This is a genomic window from Leeuwenhoekiella sp. H156 (genome assembly GCF_052218455.1).
GTDB lineage: Bacteria > Bacteroidota > Bacteroidia > Flavobacteriales > Flavobacteriaceae > Leeuwenhoekiella > Leeuwenhoekiella parthenopeia.
This window is the reverse complement of the sequence record NZ_CP197499.1, coordinates 440,522-466,220: the sequence shown is the minus strand read 5'-3', so window position 1 is coordinate 466,220 and position 25,699 is coordinate 440,522. Positions and strand designations below refer to the sequence as shown.

Genomic DNA, 25,699 nt, shown 5'->3' with positions numbered 1-25,699 from the left:
AGTTAAAAAAGCTGCTCTAGCGCGATTACTGTTGCTTCAGCGCGATTGTATCGTGCTGTTTGGTATAACTGTTTACCTAAAATACTGAAAATATAAGTGTGGCCTTAGAAATTTTCTGTCTCTAAGACGGCTGGTTTTTCTTTGCTTCTGTAAGGTTTTATTAATTGGGAGTGGGGCTGACTGCTTACTGCGATTCTAATTGCTTACCACGCGATGCAATCGCGTGGTAACATGAGATTAGTCTTTTTTCGTTGCTCCTGCGCGATTGTATGGCGCAGAGGTTATTCTAGCATTTATAAAATGATAAAATCGCCCGGCAACGTGGGGGTAGCAGCTTGTGCTATATGATTTGTTAGTCTATTCTTCTGTGCGGTTGATTTGAGCGAGAGTAATTCTAACTGCTTACCACGCGATACAATCGCGCGGCAACATGAGGTTCTAGCTTCTTATAAATAATACAATCGCGCGACAACGAGGGATTGTATCGCGCAGAGGTTATTTTAGCTTTTTATAAAATGATAATCGTGCGGCAACGTGGGTAATTCCTTTGCTGTAGGGCATTGGTATTGCACTTTGATAATTCTAACTGATTACCGCGTGATACATTTGTGCAGCAAGAATTATTCAGAATTTAAATTTTTATAGCTGGTTAACGCTCCATTTTCTATGTAAACAATGGCATCAAAATGTTCCAGCCATTTGGTCTTTAAGTGTTTTTTTGCTCCGCTCCACAAATTTGCATAGTAAACCTCCTGAGTTAAATCTGGGTTTTCAGCTACCGCCTTTTTACAGTCAATAAAATAATCCTGCTCCAGGTCAGGTAAATAATAAATGAGATTCTTATCGCTTTTAGCCTCTTTTTGAATCTTATCTAGTTGGCGATAAGGCATTTTAATGGAAGCAAAAGCGATATGATAGGAGTTATCCGGATTTGATTCTACAAACCTACTCCCCAGAGTTGCCCCACCCATATACTTATTTTCTGTTTTTGTAATGTGAGCGTTAGCTGCCCAGATAATAAATTTTTTATCCGGAAATCGGTCTGCTAGATACTGAAGATTATCAGCCATTTGCCGGTCTCGCTCAGCGATACCTATACGATCATTTTTTGCTGTGTAAACAAGCGTACTGGTTTTTATATTTTTTAAGGATTGCAAAAGAAATGAGTTTTTTGAGAAATCAGTAGTCTGGATCAGATTATCCAGTTCGTTTATAAAACTATCGAGTTCAGAAGCCTGCAATGTAGTTCTGGTTTTAAAACCGAATTCAATGATTTTAGCAGTCGTCTCGATGAACTGCAAGGAGTAGGAGCTATTTAAATCATCAAGGTTTTGCTTGAGGTTTTTAGCAAAATTTTTCTTGGAGAACGGGGAATGTAAGTTACTGTCAATACCCCAAAGCTCCAGATTTTCGTTATCAATAAACTCAAAGAGTTCTGAGCATTGATCAGCTCTAGACCAAACATTATGAATATTTTGTTTGTCTTTGTCTATATAAAGACCATAGAAATCTGATTCAAAAATCACATCTCGGTAGCCCAACTCGTCGACTAAGTACTTGACAAATTTTGTTTTATAAATTAAATCGGCACCTGATTTATGAAATGACTCCCCTAAAAAGACAAAACGTTTATTTTCTACATTCTTTTGAATTAAGGCTTTCATTTCTTCTGAAAGATCACCGTTCGCAGAGAGTAGCGTATAGGTGCTCTTTTCGATTTGGCTAAAACAGAGTAAAGAACCAAAACAGACAGAGATAACCAGTAAAACGATTTTTTTCATTATTAAATACGCTGTTGCTTCTGCGCGATTGTATCGCGCAGAGATTATTCTAACTTCTTATAAATGATTTTATCGTGCGACAACTAGGGTGCGAAGAGGGTGCGATTTACCAATTAAATTTAGTAATCTTCATCTTTAATAATACCAATTTTATTCATAGGTATTTGTTCTCCATCAGGCTCTCGAATTAATACGCCTAAGAGTATATGAGGAAAAGTCATACTTTCTCCATAGTCTTCTAAATACTCAATTACAACGTCATCTAAATTTTTGGAATTCAAGATAATAGTATCATTTTCACTAAGATTTTCGTCCAAAATTGTATTCCTTAGCAACCGGTAAGTAATTCTTTGTTTAACAGATTTTATTTCAGGTTTTTTTTTCACTTCATTTTAATATTATTCAATTTATTGGTTGTCGTAAGTCAAACAGTATTTTGGGAGCTTTTACTCATTACTTTTCATAAATATTGATCGACCTATTTTTTATCTTTTGTTTACATCTTAGCTATCTTTTAAAGATATTACAGTGGAATTATTTGGTTTCTAAGGAATTAATTACCAAGTTAGTTACTTCCCTTTTTTTAACTCTAAAAATAAATGAGACATTTAAAAGAGGACTTTTCATTATTGATAAAGTGGTTTCATCTTGATCTGTTTCAATATCATAGAAGTTTTCATCAAAATATTCTCTTCTTTCATTATAAACTATTGTTGGTAAAGAAAATCTAAATTCTACGAGTCTCAACTTTAGATAAAGTTCTAAATACAAATCGTTGCCAGCAGTTAGAGCCCAACTAAGTAATTCAGGGTCATCAATTCCTTCATTTATAATGAAATCTAAACCTGTTACATATGGAATATCGTTCAATTCTCCGACACTACTTTTAAAAATCAATTGAATTGCTTTTGTAGTTTGAGAATTGATATAAGAACTGATTTCGTTTTGAATTTGGTCTTCGGATTCATAAACAAAATTCTCAAGAATTTGCTGGGTGTTATATGTGTTATGTTCCTTATCTACCTCTCTGTCAATAAACTCTTTTATAGAGTGATATATCCTAAATTCATTTTTTAGATTTAATTGAGTTAAATCAGACATTAAGTCCGAATGAAGGGCATTTTTTTCGTTGCTGTAGAAGTCTGTTGGGTTATTATTTATAAAAGCAACACTTTCCTTTAGATTATTTTTTTTCAAATATTCTATAAAAGATAGCCAGATTAAACTATCTCTAAAACCTTTATCATCATCTTTAAATGGTCTTACTCTATTTATCGCTCTATTTACTAAAACTTCATTTGATATATTCTCATACGAGATAAAAACAATACTATCTGTTGCCTTTTTCAATTGATTTTTAAAAGAATAATCGATATCAAAAGACTTTTGGTTAATGATAATATTTTGCGGGAGGAAAGAGTTTATTCTTTTTAGATTGTCTTTAAATTGATCGATTAATTTTAAATATTCAGAATGAAATTTACCGTCTATCTCGCTACAAACTATCTCCGGTAGATAAAGTTTAGAATTTGAATTTTCTAAATAGTTAAATAGGTATTTAAAATTCGCATTTTCAAGATACCAATTGTTGAAAAAAATATTTGTATCAATGAATACTATCATTTTCGTTTCTTTTGGAAATAATATCTAACTTTCAACTAAGGAGTAGTTGCATTATTAAGAATTCAAATTTACAAATACATATAAAACTGAAATTTTCAAGAATTTTCAGAAGTAGGCGAGAGCAATTATTCACTTATTACAACCAGTGTTATAAGTATTTTATATTATTTAATAGTTCGTCATATTTCATCATATTATCTAAGTCAATATTCGATGTTCCGTTTTGATTAACCTTTTCTTTTTTTTTCAGTTCTTCACTTATTTCCAAAAGTTGCTTTTGAATATTTAAGGTTTGAGAAGTTGAGACGTATGGTAAGTTTTTAGGTTTAAGATCTTTATAATAATCTTGACAAAAAAAGAAAGCAGTATTCAAATCCTTGACAGTTTCTTTATCAATCCAATTTTTTTCAGTTAAATGTATTAACCAGCTCCAAACTAAATGTCCATTATAATCTTGAGTTTCCCAAAACCTACTGTCGGCAATAATATAATCATAGCCAACCTTGCCAACTAAAGCGTCAGATTCAACTTGCCAAACTCCAAATTTTATTACTGCAATATTTGCATAGAAATCTTCAAAGTCAAATTGATTTTTCTCTTTGGTGTAATTAACTGCTTTATGATAATCAGTATGGTCTTCAGTGAAATTGTTTGGTATTTCCCCATTTTCCCAGAGATTGTATAAATGATTTATTGCTTCTTTTTCGGTCATATTTTTAATGTTTTGAATTGATTGAAAATTTATCGTCAATTTCTTATTGGAAATCAAAACTATTAGTGCCTCCTTTCATAAAAGGATTACCATAATTCCTGCTTCTATAAATCTACCTATTTAAATCACCCAACCCCCAGAAAATCAACTACTCTTATCAACGAGTTATCAACGTAGCATTTAGTTACTAAAAAACCCCGACCACTTCAAAGTGATCGGGGTTTATACTTAAATACTTAGTGCTCTTCAGTCGTTGCTCACCAGATCGTTTTGATTGCGAAACACGAGTTCGTCATCAAAGGCATCGAGTAAGATGATGCTGTCTGTGGTTACTTTACCGCTCAAAATCTCTTTAGAAAGCTGGTTGAGCACTTCTTTTTGAATGGTACGTTTTACCGGCCGCGCACCAAACTCGGGCTGAAAACCACGATCTGCCAGGTACGCGATGGCATCGGTCGTGGCATCAAGGGTAATGCCCTGTTTGGCCAGCATACGGGTCACGCCTTTAAGCTGCAGGCTTACTACCTTCTCGATATCTTTTCGCGTAAGCGGGGCAAACATCACAATATCGTCTATACGGTTGATGAATTCGGGCCGTATGGTTTGTTTCAGCATACCCAGCACTTCTACCTTGGCGCCTTCCATTGCAGTCTCAGGATCTTTGATGGTTTCAAATTTCTCCTGTATGATATGACTGCCCATATTTGAGGTCATAATGATGATGGTATTCTTAAAGTCGGCCAGGCGGCCTTTGTTGTCGGTAAGCCTGCCTTCATCAAGCACCTGTAATAAAATATTAAAGGTGTCCGGATGCGCTTTTTCTATCTCATCAAGCAAAATAACGCTGTAGGGCTTGCGGCGTACCGCTTCAGTGAGCTGACCGCCCTCATCGTAACCCACATATCCCGGAGGCGCACCTACCAGACGGCTCACGCTGTGACGCTCCTGATACTCACTCATATCAATACGGGTGATGTTGTTTTCGTCGTCAAACAGGTATTCGGCCAGAGCTTTGGCGAGTTCGGTTTTACCCACCCCGGTTGTACCTAAGAACAGGAACGAACCAATAGGCCGTTTCTGATCCTGCAAGCCGGCGCGGCTGCGGCGTACCGCATCACTTACCGCGATAATGGCTTCCTGCTGACCTACCACACGTTTGTGCAGGTCGGTCTCCAGGTGCAGCAATTTCTCGCGCTCGCTTTGCAGCATTTTGGTCACGGGGATACCGGTCCATTTGGCCACCACTTCGGCAATGTCTTCGCTGGTCACTTCCTCTTTAATCAGGCTGTTATCACCCTGATTGGCCAGTTGCTGCTGTAATTTTTCAAGCTCCTCCTGAGCCTGTTTGATTTTGCCATAGCGCAACTCGGCTACCAGACCGTAATTGCCTTCGCGCTCGGCACGCTCGGCTTCCAGCTTAAAGTTTTCGATATCCTGCTTGGCATTCTGTATGTTGTCAACCAGTTCTTTTTCGCTTTTCCACTTGGCGTTGATCTCGTTGCGCTCTTCTTTCAAATTAGCCAGATCAGCGTGTAAAGACTTGAGTTTCGTCTCGTCTTTTTCGCGCTTAATGGCTTCAATCTCAATCTCGAGCTGCATAATCTTACGATCAAGCACATCGAGCTCTTCGGGCTTGGAGTTGATTTCCATACGCATTTTAGAAGCCGCCTCGTCCATCAGGTCAATCGCCTTATCGGGTAAAAAGCGGTTGGTGATGTAGCGTTGCGAAAGCTCTACAGCCGCGATGATCGCATTGTCTTTGATACGCACCTTGTGATGGGTCTCATACTTTTCTTTGATCCCGCGTAAGATGGAAATCGCAGATTCAGTATCCGGCTCAAAAACGCTCACTTTCTGAAAACGTCGCTCCAAAGCTTTATCCTGCTCAAAGTACTTCTGATACTCATCTAGCGTAGTGGCACCTATTGCCCGTAACTCCCCGCGGGCCAGTGCAGGCTTGAGAATGTTTGCGGCATCCATCGCGCCCTGACCGCCACCGGCACCCACAAGGGTGTGAATCTCGTCTATAAAGAGAACGATATCCCCGGCTGCTGTGGTTACTTCCTTGATTACCGCTTTAAGCCGCTCTTCAAACTCCCCTTTATACTTGGCGCCTGCAATCAGCGCACCCATATCAAGCGCCCAAATTTGCTTTTCCTGAAGGTTTTCGGGCACGTCTCCGTCTATGATACGGTGTGCCAGACCTTCAGCAATCGCAGTTTTACCGGTACCGGGTTCACCCACGAGAATCGGGTTGTTTTTGGTACGGCGTGATAAAATCTGCAAAATGCGGCGAATCTCCTCATCACGACCAATTACCGGATCGAGCTTGCCGTCGCGGGCCAGCTGGTTGAGGTTTTTGGCGTATTTGCTAAGCGAATTGTAAGTTTCTTCAGCGCTTTGTGAAGTCACGCGGTCGCCTTTACGCAATTCTTCAATAGCCGCTTTCAGGTGTTTTTCGGTAACGCCCTGATCTTTTAAAATCTGCGCGATCTTGCTACTCGATTTAAAGATGGCCAAAAAGAGATGCTCTAACGAAACGTACTCATCATTCATGTTTTTGGCGATGTTGCCGGCTTCGGTTACCGTTTTACCGGCCTCGCGAGACAGCATAATGTCACCGCCGCTTACCTTGGGAAAGCTGGTAAGCGTACTTTCTAAAATCTGCTTAAGCAGATTGATATTTACATCCAGTTTCTGAAGCAGAAACGGCGTAACGTTCTCATCAACTTCAAGAATGGCTTTAAAAATATGCTCATTCTCAATTTGCTGATGGCCATAGCCCTGTGCAAGCGCCTGGGCCTGCTGTATGGCTTCCTGTGATTTTATAGTGAAATTATTAAAGTTCATCGTATTTCTGTTTTTCCCTGTTCGGGATTGATTTCCGTTTTTTGGGTATGCATTGGCAATTAACATACCAGTAAAAATAACCGACGTTTCGGCAGTTAGTCTGCGCTATTTAACTGTCTTTTCGTCAGATTAACCTTGGATTCCCTTAATAGCATAGCCCGCAATCTTTCCTTAAATTTACGACGTCCTGAATACAGCAGGCGTTAAATGAATTTTAAAAAGAACGGAAATGGGATTTTTTGACAAGTTTAAAAGTGCACGAGACGTAGCCAAAGAAGAAATAAAAGAGATGAAGTGGATTCCCTTAGAGCGTATGAACCAGCTCGATGAGATTGTGGAAATTTCAAAGGCGGTTCCCGTGGTGATTTTTAAACACAGTACCACCTGCGGGATCAGCCGTATGGCTTTGCGGGGATTTGAAAAGAATTACGATTACGATAAAAAACAGCTGGAACCTTATTTTCTGGATCTGAAACAATACCGCGAGATCAGCAATGCGATCGCCGATCGTTTCAACGTGCAGCACGAGAGTCCGCAACTGCTGCTCATTAAAAACGGAACGGTTACTTATCACACCTCACATTCGGATATTGATGCCGGAATTTTGAGCGAAAAGATCTAAGGTTAATATCTTGTTTAAAATTAAAAACCCCGAAGCGCAGCTTCAGGGTTTTTTTTTGCTCCTGTTGATTGTTTTTTGATTGATGTTTAAAGAAGGCTAATTCAAATAAACAAATTCAAAAAATTGATAATGAAGCAAATTAATCGCGTGATTAAGACAAAATTAACAAAAAACTTAAATAAATGTATTTTTTACGTTAAAAGAATATTATCCATTATTTGTTAGAAAATACCCCCTCCAGATGATTCATTATCATCCCGTTGCTTACGGCGTTTTGCGCGGTACTTGCTGTCGCCAAAACGGTAGTTGAAACCGGCGTAAATGGTGTTGCTTTCCCAGTTAAACTGTCCCTGTATCAAATACGGGCTGCTTCCGGTGAAGCGGGCTTTCATCGTATTAAATATGTCGTTGTAGTTTAAACTGATGGTTCCCTTGCCTTCCCAGATGGAGTAGCGCGCGCCCACATTGGTCATAAACATAGATTTATTTCTAAACTGAATCCCTGCCTGCGGCCCGCGAAACATCGCAAAAGCCGTAAAGGTGAGCTGCTTGGTCGCATTAAAATTGTTGATCACCCGGGCGTTGTACACCGTGTTTTCTACCTCTTCAGAAGTCTGAATGATGTCTTCTGCCGTGGGATTTTCAATATTAGGATCCAGCATTTCGGTGATGCCTGTTTGGGTCTGGTTAAAGAGATCAAAACTCGCGTTGATGCTCCACCAGTCAAAAGCTTTAATGTTGCTGCTCAGTTCAAAACCGTAAGCGGTGGTTGAGTCAAAGTTGTCCTGAGTAAGCACCATACGGTCCAGGTTAAATCGGTCAACAAATACCGCCTGGTTGATCTGGTCTTCAATGATGCGGTAGAAGACACCGGCAGTAAAGTTTCCTTTTTCAAAGCTTCGGGTATAGTTGGCCTCCAGCGAATTGGTAAACTGCGGCAGCAGATTCACGTTTCCGTATTCGGTAACTAATGGCGAACTCCACTCACGAATGGGATTTACCTGACCTACACCGGGGCGGTCAATACGGCGGCTGTAGCTTAGCTGATACTGGTTTTTTTCCGAAGGATTAAAGGTTACATAAGCAGAAGGATACACTTCAAAATAGTCATTGGTAAAGGCACGAACGCTATTGGTGTCTGCAACTTCATTTACCTGCTCTGCGCGTAAACCCGCCTGGTACGACCATTTTTCGTAATTCTTGCCGTAGGTCACATAGGCTGAATAAATGTTTCTGCTGTAGTCAAACTGGGTGTCCGGAGTAGGAACGAGGTTTCCTTCGGCATTAAAAGATTCGCCGGTACTGCTGTAACCGATATCGGTATTAAATAAAATGGTCTGTAACCCCACTTCCAGCTTTTCGCTTTCGCTTAGCGGATTTACATAATCCAGATTCAGCGTGGTGCGGTTGCGTTTGGTATCTACAAAATCTTCGTAGTCAGACAGGGGAGTGGTGCCCGTAAAGTCAAAAAAGGTGTCTTCTTCTGCGTCAAAGGTGTTGAAGTCGGCTTCAAACTCGATGTTATGACCTTCCTTTTCAAAGTCAAGCTTGTAGTCTAAGTTGTACTGCTGTGAGTAGTTGTCCATATCTGCGCCAAAATCCTGCATCAGGTTACGGCTCATAGCATCGGCATACACAATATTGATGTTACCACCAGGTTCGCCTTTGAAGCTGTTTTGAGAGGTAAAGACACTAATGGTGTTTTTTTCATTCAAATACACATCAAGACCTACCTTAAGCAGGTGTGAGTTTTGGTCGTTGAGCATATCAAAAAACTGGGTTGAGTTATCGCCTTCGCGAAAAATAGTCCCGTAGTTAGCATTCTTAGAGATGGTATTGCTGTAGTTGGAATACAGATTGAATTTACCGTTGCGGTAATTCAGGTTTAAACCGCTGTTGAACTGGGCGTTTTTTTCATAGGAAACTCCGGCGCTAACGTCCCCGTTAAAGCCCACATTGGCGTTTTTGTGCAGTACAATGTTGATGATTCCGCTCATTCCATCGGGATTATACTTCGCGGAAGGATTGGTGATCAGTTCAATTTTTTTGATGGAGTTAGACGGAAGCTGCTTCAGCAACTGGTCTGGAGCGATGTTAGACAATTTACCGTCTACCATCACCTGCACGTTGCTGTTGCCGCGCAGGGTAAGCGCTCCCGATTGCTGATCGAGACTCACCGAAGGGATGTTGTTCATAATATCTGCGGCAGTCGCGCCCGCCGTGGTCAGGTCTTTACCAATATTGATAACCTTTCGGTCTATCTTCTGCTCAATCGTGGTGCGCTCTGCAACCACATTAACCGCATCCAGTTCGGCAGGCACAGCGTCCATATTGATGTTTCCGAAATTGGTCTCGCGGTGATCGCGGTCTACCAGAAGTTCGCGGGTTACCGGCTCATAACCTATAAACTGAATCTTTACGGTATAGGAACCTTCGGGAATTTTGGTGATTTCAAAAACACCATCGTCATTAGTGATACCACCGGTAAGGGTTTCGCCGGTGCCGGTCATAATGACTACGGTAGCGTAGGGGATGGGTTGATTAAGCTGGGTATCAATCACGACTCCTGAAACGGAGCCGGTGATAACTTCTGCGGCTTTGGGTTGGGCAAATGCAGCAAAACTAAATAATACAAAAAGTAGGCTAAGCAGCCTGTGGTTAGATTTCATAACTGTTTGATTTTTGATTGATGTTAAAACATAATACTTTGTATTGCATAATAGCTAAACCAAAGTATCCCGTGATTAGCGGTTTATTAAAAGACGTTCGTGTTGGATTTCTGTTACAGTAAAAACTAAATTTATTTTAAAATCAATCCTGTCTTAAGCAGGAAGCCAACCATCAAAAGTATTTTTCTTTTTACTTCCTCTGCAATTTTGTAGTGAAGGGTCAATACGAAAACATTCGAATTAGTGAACATCTAGTTTTTAAATCACGTTCTTTACTTTTCTTTGATTGTCCAAAGAAAAGTAACAAAAGAAAGGACACTTTTTCTAAGGCATTTTTGCCTTATCAGGCAAAACCGCAAAAACTCCCCTAAATTTTCTCCAAGGCTTCGAAAATTTTTAACGAGGACTTCTTGCTATGCTGAAGAAAAAGAAGGCTAAGGAAGAAACAAATTCCATCATTCAAATTAATTTTTCAGTATTATGATTTTCAGGTGATTACTTAGATGAACAAAAAAATCAGGAAACTTTTGTTTCAAAATAAAAAACCCGGGACCGCTAAATCCCGGGTTTTCAAGTTTGAACGCTAGAAATTAACACTAACCATCAAAACTAATTTATAAACAATTCAAACTTGGAAGTCGACTCCTATTTCATAGACTGACCAACTTTGGCATTGTTACAGCTGCCGGAATCATTTAACGTGTTTTTATGATGCTAGACGGGTTTCAGGCGCATTTTTACGCCTAACTTGACATCCGAAATCGCAAATGCATAGCCTTTATGAAAAAGAAAACCCTTGTTTTAGGTGCCTCAGAAAATCCTTCCCGCTATTCAAATATGGCAATTAACCGGCTTGTGCAAAAGGAGCAGCCTGTGGTGGCCGTGGGTTTACGAGAGGGTAGTGTAGCCGGAGTAGCTATCGATACCGGAAAGCCCGCCTATGAAGATGTGCATACGGTGACGCTCTACCTCAATGCTACGAGACAGGAAGAATACTACGAGTATATTTTAGGCTTAAAGCCGGAACGGGTTATTTTCAATCCGGGCACTGAGAATCCTTTTTTCGCCAAAAAACTTAAGGCTGCGGGTATTGAACCCGATTATGCCTGTACTTTAGTTCTTTTGGGTACGAATAGCTACTAAACCTAAAAAGGTAAGCAACCCATTCAGGATCAGGATAAAAAAGCCGAATTCAAAATTGAGATACTTCAGCGAGAGCAGGCTCAACACATAGCCCGTTATGGGCGTGAGTATTGCGATTACGGGTACCAAATAATCCCGCACCTGCCATTTGGTAAACAATCCAAATGCATAAAGTCCCAGTAAAGGCCCATAGGTGTAACCCGCAAAAACAAAGAGTTTGGCGATCACGCTTTCATCGGCAATCAGGTATTTAAAGCCAATAATTACCAGAATCATCACTACCGAAAAAAGGATGTGTATCTTTTTACGCATCGCGATTTGTTTGGCCTTTTCGTATTTCTTTTCGATTTCCAAAATATCAATGCTAAAGGAAGTGGTCAGCGCAGTTAAAGCACTGTCTGCACTGGAATAGGCGGCAGCGATAAGTCCCAAAATAAAGCAAATTGCAATCCCGAAGCCCATTCCCGCTTTGGTGGCAATAAACGGAAACAGATCATCTTTTGCAGCTTCAATCCCATTATTTTCAGCATAGACAGTAAGCAAAACCCCCAGTGCAAGGAAGATGAAATTCACGATGGTTAGCACTATGGTAAACCAAAACATATTCTTCTGGGCATCTTCAAGGCTGCGGCAGGTAAGGTTTTTCTGCATCATATCCTGATCAAGCCCCGTCATTACAATAGCGATAAACGCACCGCTTATAAATTGTTTGAAGAAGAAATCGGCACTCCTCCAGTCGTCAAAAAAGAACATTTGCGACAGCTTGCTGTCTGCTATAAAGTTGAATATAGAGCCGGCATCCAGACCTAAATCGGAAGAGACAAAATAGATGGCCACGCCCAGCGAAACCAGCATAAAAAGGGTTTGCAGGGTGTCTGTCCATACGATTGTTTTAATTCCGCTTTTAAAGGTGTAGAGCCAGATGAGTAAAATAGTAATTGTTACGGTAACCCAAAACGGGATATTCATACTGTCAAACACGAGTAACTGCAGCACATTGGCCACCAGATACAGGCGGAAACTGGCGCCTACCACCCGGCTAAGTATAAAAAAGGAAGCTCCGGTTTTGTAGGAGGCAGGGCCAAAACGCCCCTCGAGATAGGAGTAAATAGAAGTCAGATTGAGGCGGTAATACAGCGGAAGCAGAACCAGCCCGATCACCGCGTAACCCACCGTATAACCCAAAACTACCTGAAAATAGCTAAACTGCGAGGCTTCAACCCATCCCGGAACCGATATAAAGGTCACCCCCGAAAGGGAAGCACCTATCATCCCGAAGGCCACCAGATACCAGGGCGATTGTTTACTGGCCTTAAAAAAGTCTTCGTTAGAGCCACCCTTTCCGGTAAAATACGAAACCAGCACGAGGGTGATAAAATAACCTGCGATGAGTAAAAGTATGGTTGTGGGCTGCATAATTTTCCTGCGTTTTCTCTGGGCAACGAAGATAAGGTATAAAACTTCAATCTGCCGAAGTCGCATAATCTGTAAAGTAAACTTACCTTTGTGGCACTTTTTGATCCGGAAGGTTTTCGAAACAGGCAAACTGCCGGATGTTTAATTGAAACTTATGGAACTTCCTAAATTTATACTGGGCGATAACACCGATTATCCCGAATCTATTTTTGTAATTCATACCGACTTCCCCCGTTTTATCATCGATTTAAAAAACGATGAGGTAGAATGGCTGGAGGATTTTGACAAAAATGACGAAGACGAGTTAGCCTCTGAAGCTGAAAATCTCATTCAGGCGGCAACTGATTTTTACGACCGGGAAGTAGCCCGATACGAAGAAGAATAGATGAACGAGCTTAAGCAACTGGATTATGACCTGTATCTCTGGCTCAATAATTTGGGCTCGGAGACCTGGGATCCTTTTTGGCTTATACTCACCGATAAATGGAGCAGCATCCCGCTTTATGCGGTTTTGCTGTTTTTGATTTTCAAGCGTTTTGGGCTGAAAGGCACTTTATATACGCTGGTTTTTGTAGCCCTGCTCATTACGGCTACAGATCAGTTGGCCAATGTATTTAAGCATGGTTTTGAGCGTTTACGTCCCTGCCGTCAGGAAGGTATTATGCAGCAGGCCCGATTTATTGCTGTACGCTGCGGGAGTTACGGGTATTTTTCGGCTCACGCTGCGAGTTCGATGGCGCTGGCTGTTTTTGTAGGTTTGCTGTTGAAGTCCCGTTTCAAATGGGTATTTCCGCTGTTGTTAGTCTGGGCCGTTTTAGTAGGCTACAGCCGCATTTATGTAGGCGTGCACTATCCCGGTGACGTAATTACCGGTTTTGTGATCGGGGCACTGATCGCTGTAGTGGTATTTACGCTGCATCGTTTGGGTTATGCCAAATTTTTTAAAAACGAAGAGTAGTTTTAGGAGTAAACAATACGACTCGATGTCTTAAATGACATGTAAACGGTGTACTTCTACCGAAATAGATTGATTAGATGAAAGCATTAGTTACCGGAGCTGCCGGTTTTATAGGTTCGCATTGTGCCGAACGTCTCAGGGAAATGGATTTTGATGTCGTAGGGATTGATAATTTTTCGCCCTATTACAGTCCTGATCTCAAAGACCGAAACGCCAAATATCTCGAAGAAGCCGGTATTCCGGTTAAGATAGTTGATCTCCGTGAACCGAAGGATTTTAGAATTCTGGATACCGACTTTGATTATATTTTTCACTTTGCGGCGCAGCCGGGTATCGCATCCTCGTCGAGCTTTGAAGATTATTTGCTCAACAACCTGGTCGCGACTAAAAACCTGATCGATTTTGCGCTAACCTGCAAAAACCTGAAACTATTTACCAATATTTCGACTTCGTCTATTTACGGTCTTCACGCCACCCTTACGGAGGATGAGGCTCCTGAGCCGGCTTCGTTTTACGGGGTTACCAAACTGGCTGCAGAGCAATTGGTGCTTTCAAAAACCCGGGAGAAAAAGATGAAAACCTGTTCGTTACGCCTGTTTTCGGTCTATGGGCCGAGGGAGCGCCCGGAAAAATTATACACCAAGTTGATAGGCTGCGGCTTTTTTCATCAGGAATTCCCCTTGTTTGAAGGCAGTGAAGACCACGTACGCAGTTTTACTTTTGTAGAGGATATTATTGACGGGGTGGTAAGCGTGATTGGAAAGGAAGAGACTATAAACGGCGAAGTGATCAATCTGGGGACAGAGCAGGAGCACACCACCGGAGAAGGTATCGCGATTGTAGAAAAGCTGCTCGATACTCAAATCCGAAAAACCAGCGTACCCAAACGCGGGGGCGACCAGATGTTTACCAAAGCTAATATTGACAAGGCACGCCGACTACTCAATTACAACCCTTCAACCACGCTTGAGGAAGGGCTTAAGCAACAAATAGAATGGTATCGTAAGGAGTTTGTAATGTAAAAACTACTTTTTTTGGTATTATTTTTCTCAGTTTAGTTTTAAAATGTATTTTAGACGCTTAAAATTAATTTAGATGAGATTTTCAAGCCTGGCGGTTGTTTTAGCTGTGACCGCATTTAGTTGTAAAAACACTAAAAATTCTGCTGACGAAACAACCGCAGTTGCAGATTCTACCGAAACACAATTCATTACAAACCCAATCACTGACGGTTACTACGCCGATCCTTCAATCGTACAGGCAGATGGTAAATTCTATATTTACGCCACCAAAGATCCGTGGGGAAAAGAAGATCTAGCGGTTTTAGAGTCTTCAGATTTTAAGAACTGGGAATTGAAAAGCATCAACTGGCCTACTAAAGAAGCCTGTACCAGTCCTACTTCCGGCGGCTCAATGGTTTGGGCACCTTCGGTGATTCAGGCTAAAAATGGAAAATATTATATGTATGTTTCGGTGGGTAGCGAAGTCTGGGCCGGTGTGGCCGACAGTCCGCTGGGTCCCTGGAAAAATGCTAAAGAAGACAATTCGCCCTTAATCAAAGGGGATTTGTTTCCCGAATATCATATGATAGACGGTGAGGCTTTTATAGATGATGACGGGCAGGCTTATCTGTACTGGGGTTCTGGTCTCAATTGGGTAAACGGGCATTGTTTTGTCGTGAAACTCAAAGAGGATATGATCACTTTTGATGGCGAAATCAAAGATGTGACTCCGGCTAATTATTTTGAAGGACCTATTATGATTAAACGCGATGGTACCTATTATCTGATGTATTCAGACGGAAAGGTGATAGAAGATACCTATAAAGTGCGTTACGCTACCGGTGATAACCCATACGGGCCATTTACCGAAGCTTCAAACAGTCCTATCCTTTCTACCGAAACCGACTCAATCACCTACAGTCCCGGGCATCATACGGTGTTCAATAAAAACGGACAGGATTATATTTTATACCACAGGCATTCCCCAGATTCACCCAATTCTGAGAATTTATTGCGTGAGTTGTGCGTAGACAGTTTAAACTTTACCCCTGATGGTTTGATCAAGGCGGTGAAGCCTTCGGGGATTGCGGCTTTTAAATAATCCCTTATTTCTGAGAAACATTCTGGTTCATTGAATACTGAAAATAAACAAGGAAAACTGAATAAATAGTTTTATTTTTAATAAAAACATTCCAGAAAATGAAAAGCTACTATTCAGATAGACATATTAAAAACATCGAAAAGTGGCATTCTAAAAATCCCAAAAAATGGCTTTCGATAGCCAAGTACACCTTAATAGCTTCTGTAATATACATAAGTACTTACATTTTGGTTTTTGGGGTAGGTCTTCAATTGCGCTGGCCCACATTAGATTTTGTATATGAAGCTTGTTTTTTAGGGTTTTTTACCTGTTATTTTATAAGCTATACCATTTACAGCAGTAATTTTCGAACCTACAAAAAACTAAAAGACGCGGGACGCATTTAAATCAGGTCAATAATTTTAATAATTCTTGCGCTGCCAGAAATGGCGTGGTTTGACCTGTATTAATCGCAACAAGTTGTTTTTGTAAGGCTTCCTGAATCTTTGGGTTGTCGTAAAACCGATCTTTCAGTGCGTTTTCAATACTGCTTTTTAGCCAGTAGGCGTTTTGGTTTTTTCGGTTTTCTTCAAAATATCCGCTGCTTTTCATACTATTAAAATAAGCTTCGAGCATCTGCCAGATTTCTTCAATACCTTCCCGGTTAAGCGCGCTGCAGAGTTTGGTTTTAGGTTGCCAGCCGCTCACTTTGGGAGGGTAGAGGTGCAGGGCTTTGGCAAATGCGTTTTTCGCGTGTTTGGCGGCATTGATGTTTTCGCCATCTGCTTTATTGATCACAATACAGTCTGCCATTTCCATAATACCGCGCTTTATGCCCTGTAGTTCGTCACCGGCACCGGCCAGTTTCAGCAATAAAAAGAAATCGGTCATCGCGTGCACGGCAGTTTCGCTCTGACCCACGCCAACCGTTTCAATAAAAATAACGTCATAGCCTGCCGCTTCACAGAGCATAATGGCTTCGCGGGTTTTTCGGGCTACGCCACCCAGAGAGTCGCCGGCCGCCGAAGGTCTTATAAAAGCCAGTGGGTTTACGGAGAGTTGCTCCATTCGGGTTTTGTCGCCCAGAATACTGCCGTGAGAGACCGAGCTGCTGGGATCTATCGCCAGTACGGCGAGTTTTTTTCCGGCTTTGATGACGTGATTGCCCAAAGCTTCAATAAAGGTGCTTTTGCCTACGCCGGGCACCCCGGTGATCCCGATGCGTACCGACTTGTCAGCGTGCGGAAGGCAGCCTTCCAAAATTTGCTGCGCCAGTTGCTGATGTGCAGAGGCTGTGCTTTCGACCAGTGTAATGGCGCGGCTGAGGGCTGTTGTGTTTCCATTACAAATTTTTGAAATCAGTTCGTCTGCATCCAGCTGTTTTTTTCGCCGGGCGATGAGTTTATCGGCTGCGGTGCTGTCAATATGATTGGGCTTTCCTGACTTCAAGGTGTTTGTATTAATTGGTTTCTAAAGTTACGTGAAATGAAAAATACAATTTAGAAATACGAAATACGAAATACGAAATACGAAATACAATAATTAAAGTAACGAGATTAGAAAGTGAGAGGTGAGAAGTGAGAAGTGAGAGGTGAGAAGTAGAAAACAATTCAACGTTTCCACGTTTTAATGCTTCCACAAAATATGAAATCTCCGGTTTTGATTTTTAGTTAGTAAGAAGTGAAAAGTAGAAAACGATTCAATGCTGCCACGGTTTAACGCTTCAACAAAATATGCAATCTCCGTTTTTGATTCTTAGTTGGTAAGAGGAGAAAAGTAGAAAACGATTCAACGCTTCCAAGGTTTAACGCTTCAACACAATATGAAATCTCCGGTTTTGATTTTTAGTTGGTGAGAGGTGAAAAGCAGAAAAATTCTACGTTTCCACGTTTTAATGCTTCCACAAAGTCTGCAATCTCCGGTTTTGATTTTTAGTTGGTGAGAGGTGAAAAGTAGAAAACGATTCAACGCTTCCACGTTTTAATGCTTCCACAAAACATGAAATCTCCGGTTTTGATTCTTAGTTGGTGAGAGGTGAAAAGTAGAAAACGATTCAACGTTTCCACGTTTTAATGCTTCAACAAAATATGAAATCTCCGGTTTTAATTTTTAGTTGGTAAGAGGAGAAAAGTAGAAAACGATTCAACGTTTCCACGGTTTAACGATTAAACTTTTTAGCAGCTTTAGAAACCGAAAAAACCCGAAACACTTCCTGAATTGAACTAATCATAACAATAAAAATAGCCTTCTACTTTTGTGAAATCTTTAAGAATCTAAGATTGATTGCTCGCGGCAGTATTGGTATCTTGACTATCTAATCATACAAAAAATTAGGAATATGAAAGCTTTATATAAAGCCAAGGCAACCGCGACCGGAGGTCGTAATGGTAGCGTTTCAACAGAAGATGGTACACTCGATTTTGATCTGAGCATCCCTAAAGAACTGGGAGGTTCGGGTGGTGACGGGGCTAATCCCGAGCAGTTTTTTGCAGCAGGATATTCGGCCTGTTTTGGCAGTGCTTTGGCACACGTAGCCCGTAGTAAAAAGGTAGATTTAGGCGATTACACCGTAACCGCGACCGTAAAAATTGGTAAAAACAAAGAAGATTTGTTTCAGCTTGCTGTAGTACTGGACTGTTATTTACCGACTGTAGATATCAAGCAGGGTGAAAAACTCGTAAATGAGGCTCACGAGGTATGCCCGTACTCCCGCGCTACCAAGGATAATATTGATGTTACTTTAAACCTGCTCATCGACGAAGACTAGTTTTAAGTATCACAGATCTCCAAAACCGCCTGAAAATTCAGGCGGTTTTTTTTATGTCAAAAGCGATTTGAAAACCAGGGAATTATGCTTTAACTATTTGATAATCTGATGTTGGTTAGTGTTTAAAGTAGGAATGCCAAAAAGCTTTTTAAATTCTATCGAGGTTATTCGAAAAAAAATGTTGCACTTTGCAACGCAGGCGAAATCATTTCGTCTTTAAAAAAGGAATTAGCAACTAACCATTTACCATTTTGCAAATTACCGAAATACTTGAGCGATGTAAGCAAAACGACCGGCGCGCACAGATGCAGTTATATAAAAAATATAGCGAAGGCATGTACTATGTGGCGTTTCGGTTTTTAAAAAACTCATTTGAAGCTGAAGAAGCCATGCAGGAGGGTTTTGTAAAGGCGTTTACCAAAATGCACCAGTATAACGGAGAAGTCACTTTTGGTGCCTGGCTCAAACGTATTGTGATCAATAAAAGCATCGATATGCTGAAGGCTAAAAAGCTGGAACTGGTCGCGATGAACGAGCAGGTGCTGGGCACGGTAGATGAGCAAAATGACTGGTCTGTAGATGATGGGATCACGATAGATCAAATCAAACAGGCTATTGAAGAGTTGCCCGAACGGTACCGCTATGCCGTGATGCTCTTTTTAATAGAAGGCTACGACCATCAGGAAATATCAGAAATTTTAGAAATCACCGAGGTTGCCTCGCGTACGCTGGTACACCGCGGAAAGAAAAAATTGCAGGAAAAACTTAAAACACAGTACAATGGCACAGGATATTAGAGAATTGCTCAAAAACGACATGAGCATTCCGGCCGAAGGGCTTAAAAAAGGTCATGAAGCCCGCTTCAATGCGCGGCTTGATGCTCATTTTGGCGCGCAAAATAAAGCTAAGGCAGAAGGTTACCTCTGGATGAAAATTGCAGCGGTGCTGGTGGTGCTTATCGCCTTCGCGGGTCTGTTGCTCAATAATCCGCTGAGCAGTGGTGCAGAGGTACAACAACCTACCGAAGCCAATCAGGTAGCGGCAGTTGATGCACAGAAAGTTCAGTTTAGCGACTTTTCGCCCGAATACAAGGAAATAGAAGACCGCTATCTGGCAAGTATTCATATAGAACTTGCGCAGCTTAATGTTACCGAAGATAACAAAGCCGTAGTTGACGCCTTTATGGGGCAGCTTGAGGAGCTCAATAAAGAGTATGATCGCCTTAATGCCGATTTGATAGAAACCGGAGTTAACGATCAAAATATTCAGTCATTGATTAACAACCTGCAACTGCGTCTTGATTTACTGTTTAAACTAAAAGAAAAATTGAATGAATTACAGCAATCTCAAAACAATGAGATTCAAATTAATACCCTATAACATGAAGCTTTATTTAAATGGTTTTGCGCTTGCTTTTGCGGTTTTAGCCGGTTTGCCCAAGCTTTTGGCACAGACTAAAGATCTTAAGCTTGATGAGCGCTTTACAACAGATGCCAATGTCACCATACTCGCAGACACACAGTATGCCGATGTGGTTTTTGAAGACTGGAATAAAAATGAAGTGGCTGTTGAAGCCTTTGTAGAGTCTGAAAACCTTTCGGAACAGGAAATAAACCAATTGCTTAAAAACTGGCAGGTAAGTGTGCAGGGCAACAGCAAGGTGATACGTATACTAAGCAGTGGTGCTCCGGCAGCAGTTAATGTGGCAATGGGAGATATGCAGGTACGCGGGATTAACGATCTTATTTCGTCTTCCATGCAAATGATGCAACCGGTTATGCAAAACGTATTTAGCCCCATGCTGGAGCAGTTTGCAGCGGTACAATTGCCGGCAGACCAGTATAAGGCGATGAAAAACATTTCTTTTGACTACGAGGCTTACAAGCGCGATGGAGCTAAATACCTGGAGCAGTATAAAAAGAAAATCGAGCAAAATCTGGGAGACGATTTTGATGCGGTGATGAAAAAATGGGAGCGCGACAACAAAAAGAAGATGGAAGCCGGGCAGGGACTAGCAGGAAGCAGTTTGCTTGATATGCCTAAATCTCCTTTCGGTAAGAACATGAGTTTTGACGGAAGCGCCTATGCCAAAGATAAAAAGGCTTATGTGGATGCGATGAATAAAAAATTCGGTACCACTGTAAGTGTGACTGATGTTGACAAATGGCGTAAAGATATAGATTCATGGGGAGCAGACTTTAGCAGAGATATGCAGGCCTGGGGTGAACGTTATGGGAAGCAGTTTGGCGGCTCGGTAGAAAGTTTGGGCGCCCGTTTTGGTAAAGCTTTAGAGAGCGATGTGATGGCGCTGGGTGGAAATATCGATAAAGCCATGCAGGGCTGGAGCGACGATTTTGCTAAAAAGCTTGAGCAAATGGCCGAGCAGCAAGGGGGTAACCTTCAAAAAACCGTAACCCGCGATGCAAACGGTAATATAAGTACCCAAATGACCTACAGCTTCAGCAGTAATGCAGGGCCTGTTGCCGCTAACACAAAACCACGCGGTACCTATAAGCGTAAAATTGTGATACATATGCCCAAAGATGCCAAGCTAGACCTTAATGTGCGTCATGGTAATATCAAGATCGCCGAAGCCACAAATGCGAAGGTAAATCTGTCGCACGGTGATTTTATGGCTGAGACCATTTCGGGAGATAAAACCTTGATCAATGTGGCTTACAGTCCGGTGGATGTGGCTAGTTGGGATTATGGAACCTTGCAGGCGACATACATTAAAAATTGTGTGATAGATAAGGCCAGGAATATTACGGTAAACTCACGTGCCAGCAGTATTGTAATCAACGAACTGGAAGATACCGCAGTGATTTCAGGCAGTTTTAGTGAGCTTTCAATACCCAAACTGGGTAAGAATTTCAAGACCTTAAACATCAATGTAGAAAACAGCGATGTGGTGCTCAACCTGCCCGATTCGCCGTTTCATTTCAACTTTAACGGGGTGCGCAGCAGGCTTAATTATCCTACCCGCATTGATGCTAAAGTGATGGAAGGCTACAACAGCAATATGGTAAACGGTTTTTACAAGTCACGCAATACCGATAGTATGATCGCGATATCCTCTAAGTTTAGCGATATCGTACTGAAATAAAAGAAAGTTTGAAGTTTAGTTTTTAATAGATTAGTTGGTTTTAATCGAATTAACCCGTTCCTGCCAGAACGGGTTTTTTTGTGCGCAGAACAGGACGAGAATTGTATTTTTGCGCTGATGACAAACCTTGATTTTAACAGGAAACTAAGCGCACTCACCACAGGGTTTACGCCCGTGATTGATGCAGCCTATAAGGCAGAAGATTACCGGTTTCTGGATCTTTCGGTTGACAATAGCATTTTAAAAGAGGTAGATACCGCTTCCGCGGAAGCGATACAGCTCTATATAGATGCTTTCCTGTCTAAAACGAATGGTGACGTGGCTTACGGTGGATATCTGGAGAAGCGCAGCATCTACGACCGAAGCATTTACTTTAATAATGAAGATCCGCAATTGCGTCGCAACATTCATCTGGGCCTGGATATCTGGTGTCCCGCAGGTACGGCTATTCTGGCTCCGGTGGCCGGAAAGGTACACAGTTTTAAAAACAACAAGAATTACGGGGACTACGGGCCCTGTATCATACTGGAGCACCAGTTTGAAGATTTACAGTTCTACACGCTTTACGGGCATTTGTCCCTCGAATCTTTAGCAAATCTCAAAACCGGTCAGTTTTTTGAAGCCGGTGAGCGCATTGCCTTTTTAGGCGAAACACACGAAAACGGAGATTACGCCCCGCATTTGCATTTTCAAATCGTAAAAGATATGCAGCAAAACGTTGGCGATTATCCGGGAGTTTCTACTCAAAATAATCTTCCGTTTTATCTGGAAAACTGTCCCGATCCGGAGCTGTTGTTGAAAATAAACGCTCAGCCCAACTCGTAAAAGCTATAATAAAGTTTTTAGCTCATAGTGTCTGGGCTGAAGGTCTAGGAGTGTGCTGAAAGGACTTATTCTAACGAAACATCCAGGTAAACGGAGTGCCGCCCATACGTGTCGTAAAAAGGTCTAAATAGAGTTCCGTCAATTTCAAATTCCAAGGCTTTAGGGTCACCGGTAATGGTTTTCCCCAAATCACGGGCATCCAGCTTAATTTTTCGGAACTCGGTTAAAGGTTCTGTTTCCTGGGCTGCTAAAAGTACCGGACCGTAAAATAGACTGGCGATATTGGGTTGGTCCATAATAGGCTTCAGGTGAAAACCAAACGGCATTTTTACCGTGATGCGATCGCCATTTTTCCAGTTTCGCGAAATGCTCAAATAGCTTCCGGGAGTTGCCTGTAATTTTTCAGCCTTTCCGTTAATTGTTACTGAAAATCCCTGAGTTGCCCATTCGGGAACCCTCAACCTAAGGTCAAATTTGGCTTTGCCCTTTACAATTAAAGTAGTCTCATCTTCGCGTGGAAAACTGGTTTCCTGCTCTATGCTTATACCTTTTGATTCCCAATTCAGGGTAGAAGGAACATAGAGATTTACATAAAGTGCCTGGTCATCTTTAGTTTTAAAATAGATTGAATTTTGCAGCTTGGTACTGCTTTCTAACGCGGTACCGTTACAACATGTGAAGCCGGTCATATCAGCATTTGAAAATTGTTTTGAAGATCCCGGTCTTAACGAAATATGATAGGTGTTTGCAGGGCTATCTTCGGCAACTGAAGCCAGAATCTGATTGTATAGTCCTTGTTCATAATAGTCCATAAACTCGGTACGGGGATCTATCATAAAGAGTCCGCGGGAGAGTTTAAGCATGTTATAAGTCCCACAGGTTTCATTTTGCCCACCGGCAGAAAGACCATTTTCATATATAGTAGCCGGCTGACTTATAAAGCATTCGGCGTTGGCAGGGTTTCGTGCTCCTGCAACACCACCTATGCTGTACATATAATCGTTTTTGACCTTATACCAGAAGTTGTCTGCTACTTTAAGATACTGGGGAGACTGGCTGTCGCGGTAAATCTCAAGCGCACCCACTATTTGGGGAATGTGTTGGTTGGCATGAAGGCCTCTAAAAGTATCCACATTTTTAGCCAGACCGTGACTGTGCTGTGCGTCCCCATAAAATACTTTGATATTGTCAAAGAGTTTTGCGGTTTCAAGATACCGCTCCTCACCGGTTAAACTGTACAAATGCGCCATAGACTCATTCATACCTCCAAATTCACCTGCGATATAGGTATTCCACATACTTATTAATGTATCTGTAGGTAGTTTGCTTAATCGTGCGTGTACCCAGTCACCCATACCTGTAGCAATTTGCAGCGCTTTTTTGTTTCCGCTTACTTCATAAATATCCATCAGACCCGCCAGAATTTTATGAAGAGTGTAATAAGGACCCCAAATCTGATCTACCTGTCCTCCGTATTTAGCTCCCTTTTCAAGCATAATAAATTGATCTGGGGGGTATGCACTTATAAAGCCCTTGCCCCAGTTCCAGTAGTCAGTACGTATGCCTTCTTCGCTTAAATCTGAGTTGTAACTGCTTTTGTTTAGACCCACGGGAACAGCCGTAGGGTCAGATTCAGCAGGACCTCCTGTAGTTTGTGGATTACCTGAAAGCTGAGATAAGTTATACAGCACATCTACCATATAGTTTATCTTTTGGTCAAAGGTTTGCTGTAGTGATTTGTCATAGGCTGTACTGGCATATGCCTGTGCAAGCGCGCTTAAATAGTGACCTGTGGCATGCCCTCTTAACTTGGTTTCTCTCGAATCCCATACACCTAAAGCAAAAGCTCCTTCGGGTTGAGTTTGTCCAAAAGCATCCCTAAACATATACAGGAAAGAATCAGGATTTGTCCCGGCTAGCGTGGATAGGAATTTATCCCGGTTTTCCATAAACTTAGTAGCTTCACCGGAAGAATCAGGATTTAAAAAAACCTGATTCAGTTGAAAGCCTTCCAGCTTTTGTAGAGGTGCTGGCTGCACACTGTTTTCCGAAACAACTACGGTTGCTTTGGGTTTAAAATCAGTGCCGGGCACAGTCCCGGTAATGGTGTAAGAGCCTGCGCGGGCCACAGCAGCATTGTCTGTTGGTGCTGGCCAGATGACGCGTACCTGAGGGGCGTTTTCTATCCCGTTTCGGTAATTTCCTTTTAAATATCGGGGTAGTCTGGGTAATTCACCCACCGCAGTGTTTACGGTGATATCTGCAACATCGGTAAGAAAGCTGTTGTAAAGCTGAGGTACATTTTTGTCAAATTGGGGTAAACCTACATTTTCTTCATCACGCTCGTTAACCACGTGCGTGGCATGCAGTGCACCATTGTAAATACGTTTGATTTGATTTTCAGTTAAGGGCGTTCTGTAAATTCTGAAGTCGTGGAGTTTACCTGTAAAAGCCGGAGCTTTTGCATCAAGAGATTGACCAATAACCAATTGATTTCCTGTGCCCGTAAATGCATCTGAAAGATCAAAACGTATCATTTCTTCAGCAGCTTCTTCACCATTAATATAGGTGCGTAAGGCCTGAGCGGGGAAGTCGAGTACTACTACGAGATGCACCCATTTTCCTTTTTCGATAGTCTGAGCTCCACTGGCAGGTTGCAGATTTGAATCGGTTTCAAGCCCTGCAACAAAGCCGGCAATGTTTTTAAAATTATCAGGAACGGCAAAAAAATGATTTCCTTCTTTTTTGCCAAAATCAAAAAGGAAAGCCCCCTGATTTTCTCCTTTCAAATAAAGCCAGCTACTTACGCTAAGCGATTCAACCCCATTTAGAACCTGATTTGGAAGGTAAATGTATTCATTTGTTTTTCCAGAGAAAGAAAGCGTTTTTTCAAATTGCAAATCTTCAACAAACTGAGGTTCTTCCGTTATCGTGGCGTGTAAATTATTTCTGGACCAGTCTTTTAGATCCTCTTCTAAGGTATAACGGGCTATTAGATCGGTCTCTCCTATACCATCCAGAATTTGGTCGCCTTCCTGAGCCCGCAGACCGAAACCCGAAAACAATACGACGAAAAGTGTTAAATAGCAGGAAATATTCAAAGTGGATGAACTCATATTTTAAATTAAATAGATTTGTTTAGTTA

At 41.6% G+C, this 25,699-nt stretch carries 21 protein-coding genes; 12 read left to right on the top strand and 9 right to left on the bottom strand.

All coding sequences use genetic code 11. The annotated features are described in order from the left end of the window. Positions 1-620: 620 nt before the first annotated feature. The 5 genes from ACSSS3_RS01880 to clpB all read right to left on the bottom strand — a co-directional run bounded on the left by ACSSS3_RS01880 (position 621) and on the right by clpB (position 6,966). The gene (locus tag ACSSS3_RS01880) at positions 621-1,781 is read right to left on the bottom strand and encodes an erythromycin esterase family protein (RefSeq protein ID WP_442846228.1); all 1,161 of its coding nucleotides are present in this window, start codon (positions 1,779-1,781) and stop codon (positions 621-623) included. 119 nt (positions 1,782-1,900) lie between these two features. Then, complete coding sequence (locus ACSSS3_RS01875) at positions 1,901-2,167, bottom strand: hypothetical protein (protein WP_442846227.1); 267 nt, start codon at positions 2,165-2,167, stop codon at positions 1,901-1,903. Positions 2,168-2,315: 148 nt separating this feature from the next. Further along, positions 2,316-3,404: a PIN domain-containing protein gene (locus ACSSS3_RS01870; protein WP_442846226.1), complete on the bottom strand. Its 1,089-nt coding sequence runs from the start codon at positions 3,402-3,404 to the stop codon at positions 2,316-2,318. A 148-nt stretch (positions 3,405-3,552) separates the two neighbouring features. Further along, on the bottom strand, positions 3,553-4,116 hold the full coding sequence (locus ACSSS3_RS01865) for a hypothetical protein (protein WP_442846225.1): 564 nt from the start codon (positions 4,114-4,116) through the stop codon (positions 3,553-3,555). A gap of 246 nt (positions 4,117-4,362) precedes the next feature. Then, positions 4,363-6,966, bottom strand: coding sequence for an ATP-dependent chaperone ClpB (clpB, locus tag ACSSS3_RS01860; RefSeq protein WP_442846224.1), 2,604 nt, complete (start codon positions 6,964-6,966; stop codon positions 4,363-4,365). Positions 6,967-7,195: 229 nt separating this feature from the next. Here clpB and ytxJ point away from each other — a divergent pair, with 229 nt between their 5' ends. Beyond that, the gene (gene ytxJ / locus ACSSS3_RS01855; protein ID WP_228231275.1) at positions 7,196-7,588 is read left to right on the top strand and encodes a bacillithiol system redox-active protein YtxJ; all 393 of its coding nucleotides are present in this window, start codon (positions 7,196-7,198) and stop codon (positions 7,586-7,588) included. Between the two features lie 221 nt (positions 7,589-7,809). Here the strand turns inward: ytxJ and ACSSS3_RS01850 are convergent, their stop codons facing one another. Then, on the bottom strand, positions 7,810-10,257 hold the full coding sequence (locus tag ACSSS3_RS01850) for a TonB-dependent receptor domain-containing protein (protein WP_442846223.1): 2,448 nt from the start codon (positions 10,255-10,257) through the stop codon (positions 7,810-7,812). Positions 10,258-11,037: 780 nt separating this feature from the next. Here ACSSS3_RS01850 and ACSSS3_RS01845 point away from each other — a divergent pair. Then, positions 11,038-11,400 carry a CoA-binding protein gene (locus ACSSS3_RS01845; protein WP_228231273.1) on the top strand — a complete coding sequence of 121 codons (363 nt, stop codon included), beginning with the start codon at positions 11,038-11,040 and terminating at the stop codon, positions 11,398-11,400. Here the strand turns inward: ACSSS3_RS01845 and ACSSS3_RS01840 are convergent. After that, positions 11,371-12,816 carry a sodium:solute symporter gene (locus ACSSS3_RS01840; protein ID WP_442846222.1) on the bottom strand — a complete coding sequence of 482 codons (1,446 nt, stop codon included), beginning with the start codon at positions 12,814-12,816 and terminating at the stop codon, positions 11,371-11,373. The genes ACSSS3_RS01845 and ACSSS3_RS01840 overlap by 30 nt on opposite strands. Positions 12,817-12,970: 154 nt before the next feature. Here ACSSS3_RS01840 and ACSSS3_RS01835 point away from each other — a divergent pair, with 154 nt between their 5' ends. From ACSSS3_RS01835 to ACSSS3_RS01815, 5 genes are all read left to right on the top strand, one after another. Continuing rightward, the gene (locus ACSSS3_RS01835) at positions 12,971-13,201 is read left to right on the top strand and encodes a hypothetical protein (protein WP_228231271.1); all 231 of its coding nucleotides are present in this window, start codon (positions 12,971-12,973) and stop codon (positions 13,199-13,201) included. Next, positions 13,202-13,774 (top strand): phosphatase PAP2 family protein, encoded by a 573-nt coding sequence (locus ACSSS3_RS01830; RefSeq protein WP_442846221.1) that lies wholly within the window; start codon positions 13,202-13,204, stop codon positions 13,772-13,774. It abuts the gene before it with no gap. A 77-nt stretch (positions 13,775-13,851) separates the two neighbouring features. Then, positions 13,852-14,796: an NAD-dependent epimerase/dehydratase family protein gene (locus tag ACSSS3_RS01825; protein WP_442846220.1), complete on the top strand. Its 945-nt coding sequence runs from the start codon at positions 13,852-13,854 to the stop codon at positions 14,794-14,796. 73 nt (positions 14,797-14,869) lie between these two features. After that, on the top strand, positions 14,870-15,877 hold the full coding sequence (locus ACSSS3_RS01820) for a family 43 glycosylhydrolase (protein ID WP_442846219.1): 1,008 nt from the start codon (positions 14,870-14,872) through the stop codon (positions 15,875-15,877). Positions 15,878-15,975: 98 nt separating this feature from the next. Then, positions 15,976-16,263: a hypothetical protein gene (locus ACSSS3_RS01815; protein ID WP_442846218.1), complete on the top strand. Its 288-nt coding sequence runs from the start codon at positions 15,976-15,978 to the stop codon at positions 16,261-16,263. A gap of 1 nt (position 16,264) precedes the next feature. Here ACSSS3_RS01815 and meaB read toward each other — a convergent pair whose 3' ends face one another. Next, a complete protein-coding gene (gene meaB / locus ACSSS3_RS01810) occupies positions 16,265-17,305 on the bottom strand; it encodes a methylmalonyl Co-A mutase-associated GTPase MeaB (protein ID WP_442846217.1) in 1,041 nt (346 codons plus the stop codon). 889 nt (positions 17,306-18,194) lie between these two features. Here meaB and ACSSS3_RS01805 point away from each other — a divergent pair. From ACSSS3_RS01805 to ACSSS3_RS01785, 5 genes are all read left to right on the top strand, one after another. Beyond that, entirely contained in the window at positions 18,195-18,623 is a 429-nt protein-coding gene (locus tag ACSSS3_RS01805) for an organic hydroperoxide resistance protein (RefSeq protein ID WP_262909008.1), read from the top strand. Positions 18,624-18,928: 305 nt separating this feature from the next. Beyond that, on the top strand, positions 18,929-19,420 hold the full coding sequence (locus ACSSS3_RS01800; protein ID WP_099647158.1) for an RNA polymerase sigma factor: 492 nt from the start codon (positions 18,929-18,931) through the stop codon (positions 19,418-19,420). Then, complete coding sequence (locus ACSSS3_RS01795; RefSeq protein ID WP_442846216.1) at positions 19,404-20,003, top strand: hypothetical protein; 600 nt, start codon at positions 19,404-19,406, stop codon at positions 20,001-20,003. Before ACSSS3_RS01800 ends, ACSSS3_RS01795 begins: the two co-directional genes overlap by 17 nt. Position 20,004: 1 nt before the next feature. Then, positions 20,005-21,729, top strand: coding sequence for a hypothetical protein (locus ACSSS3_RS01790; RefSeq protein ID WP_442846215.1), 1,725 nt, complete (start codon positions 20,005-20,007; stop codon positions 21,727-21,729). Between the two features lie 117 nt (positions 21,730-21,846). Then, entirely contained in the window at positions 21,847-22,554 is a 708-nt protein-coding gene (locus ACSSS3_RS01785; RefSeq protein WP_442846214.1) for a peptidoglycan DD-metalloendopeptidase family protein, read from the top strand. 65 nt (positions 22,555-22,619) lie between these two features. Here the strand turns inward: ACSSS3_RS01785 and ACSSS3_RS01780 are convergent, their stop codons facing one another. Then, positions 22,620-25,670, bottom strand: coding sequence for a beta-L-arabinofuranosidase domain-containing protein (locus ACSSS3_RS01780; protein ID WP_442846213.1), 3,051 nt, complete (start codon positions 25,668-25,670; stop codon positions 22,620-22,622). Positions 25,671-25,699: the final 29 nt, after the last annotated feature.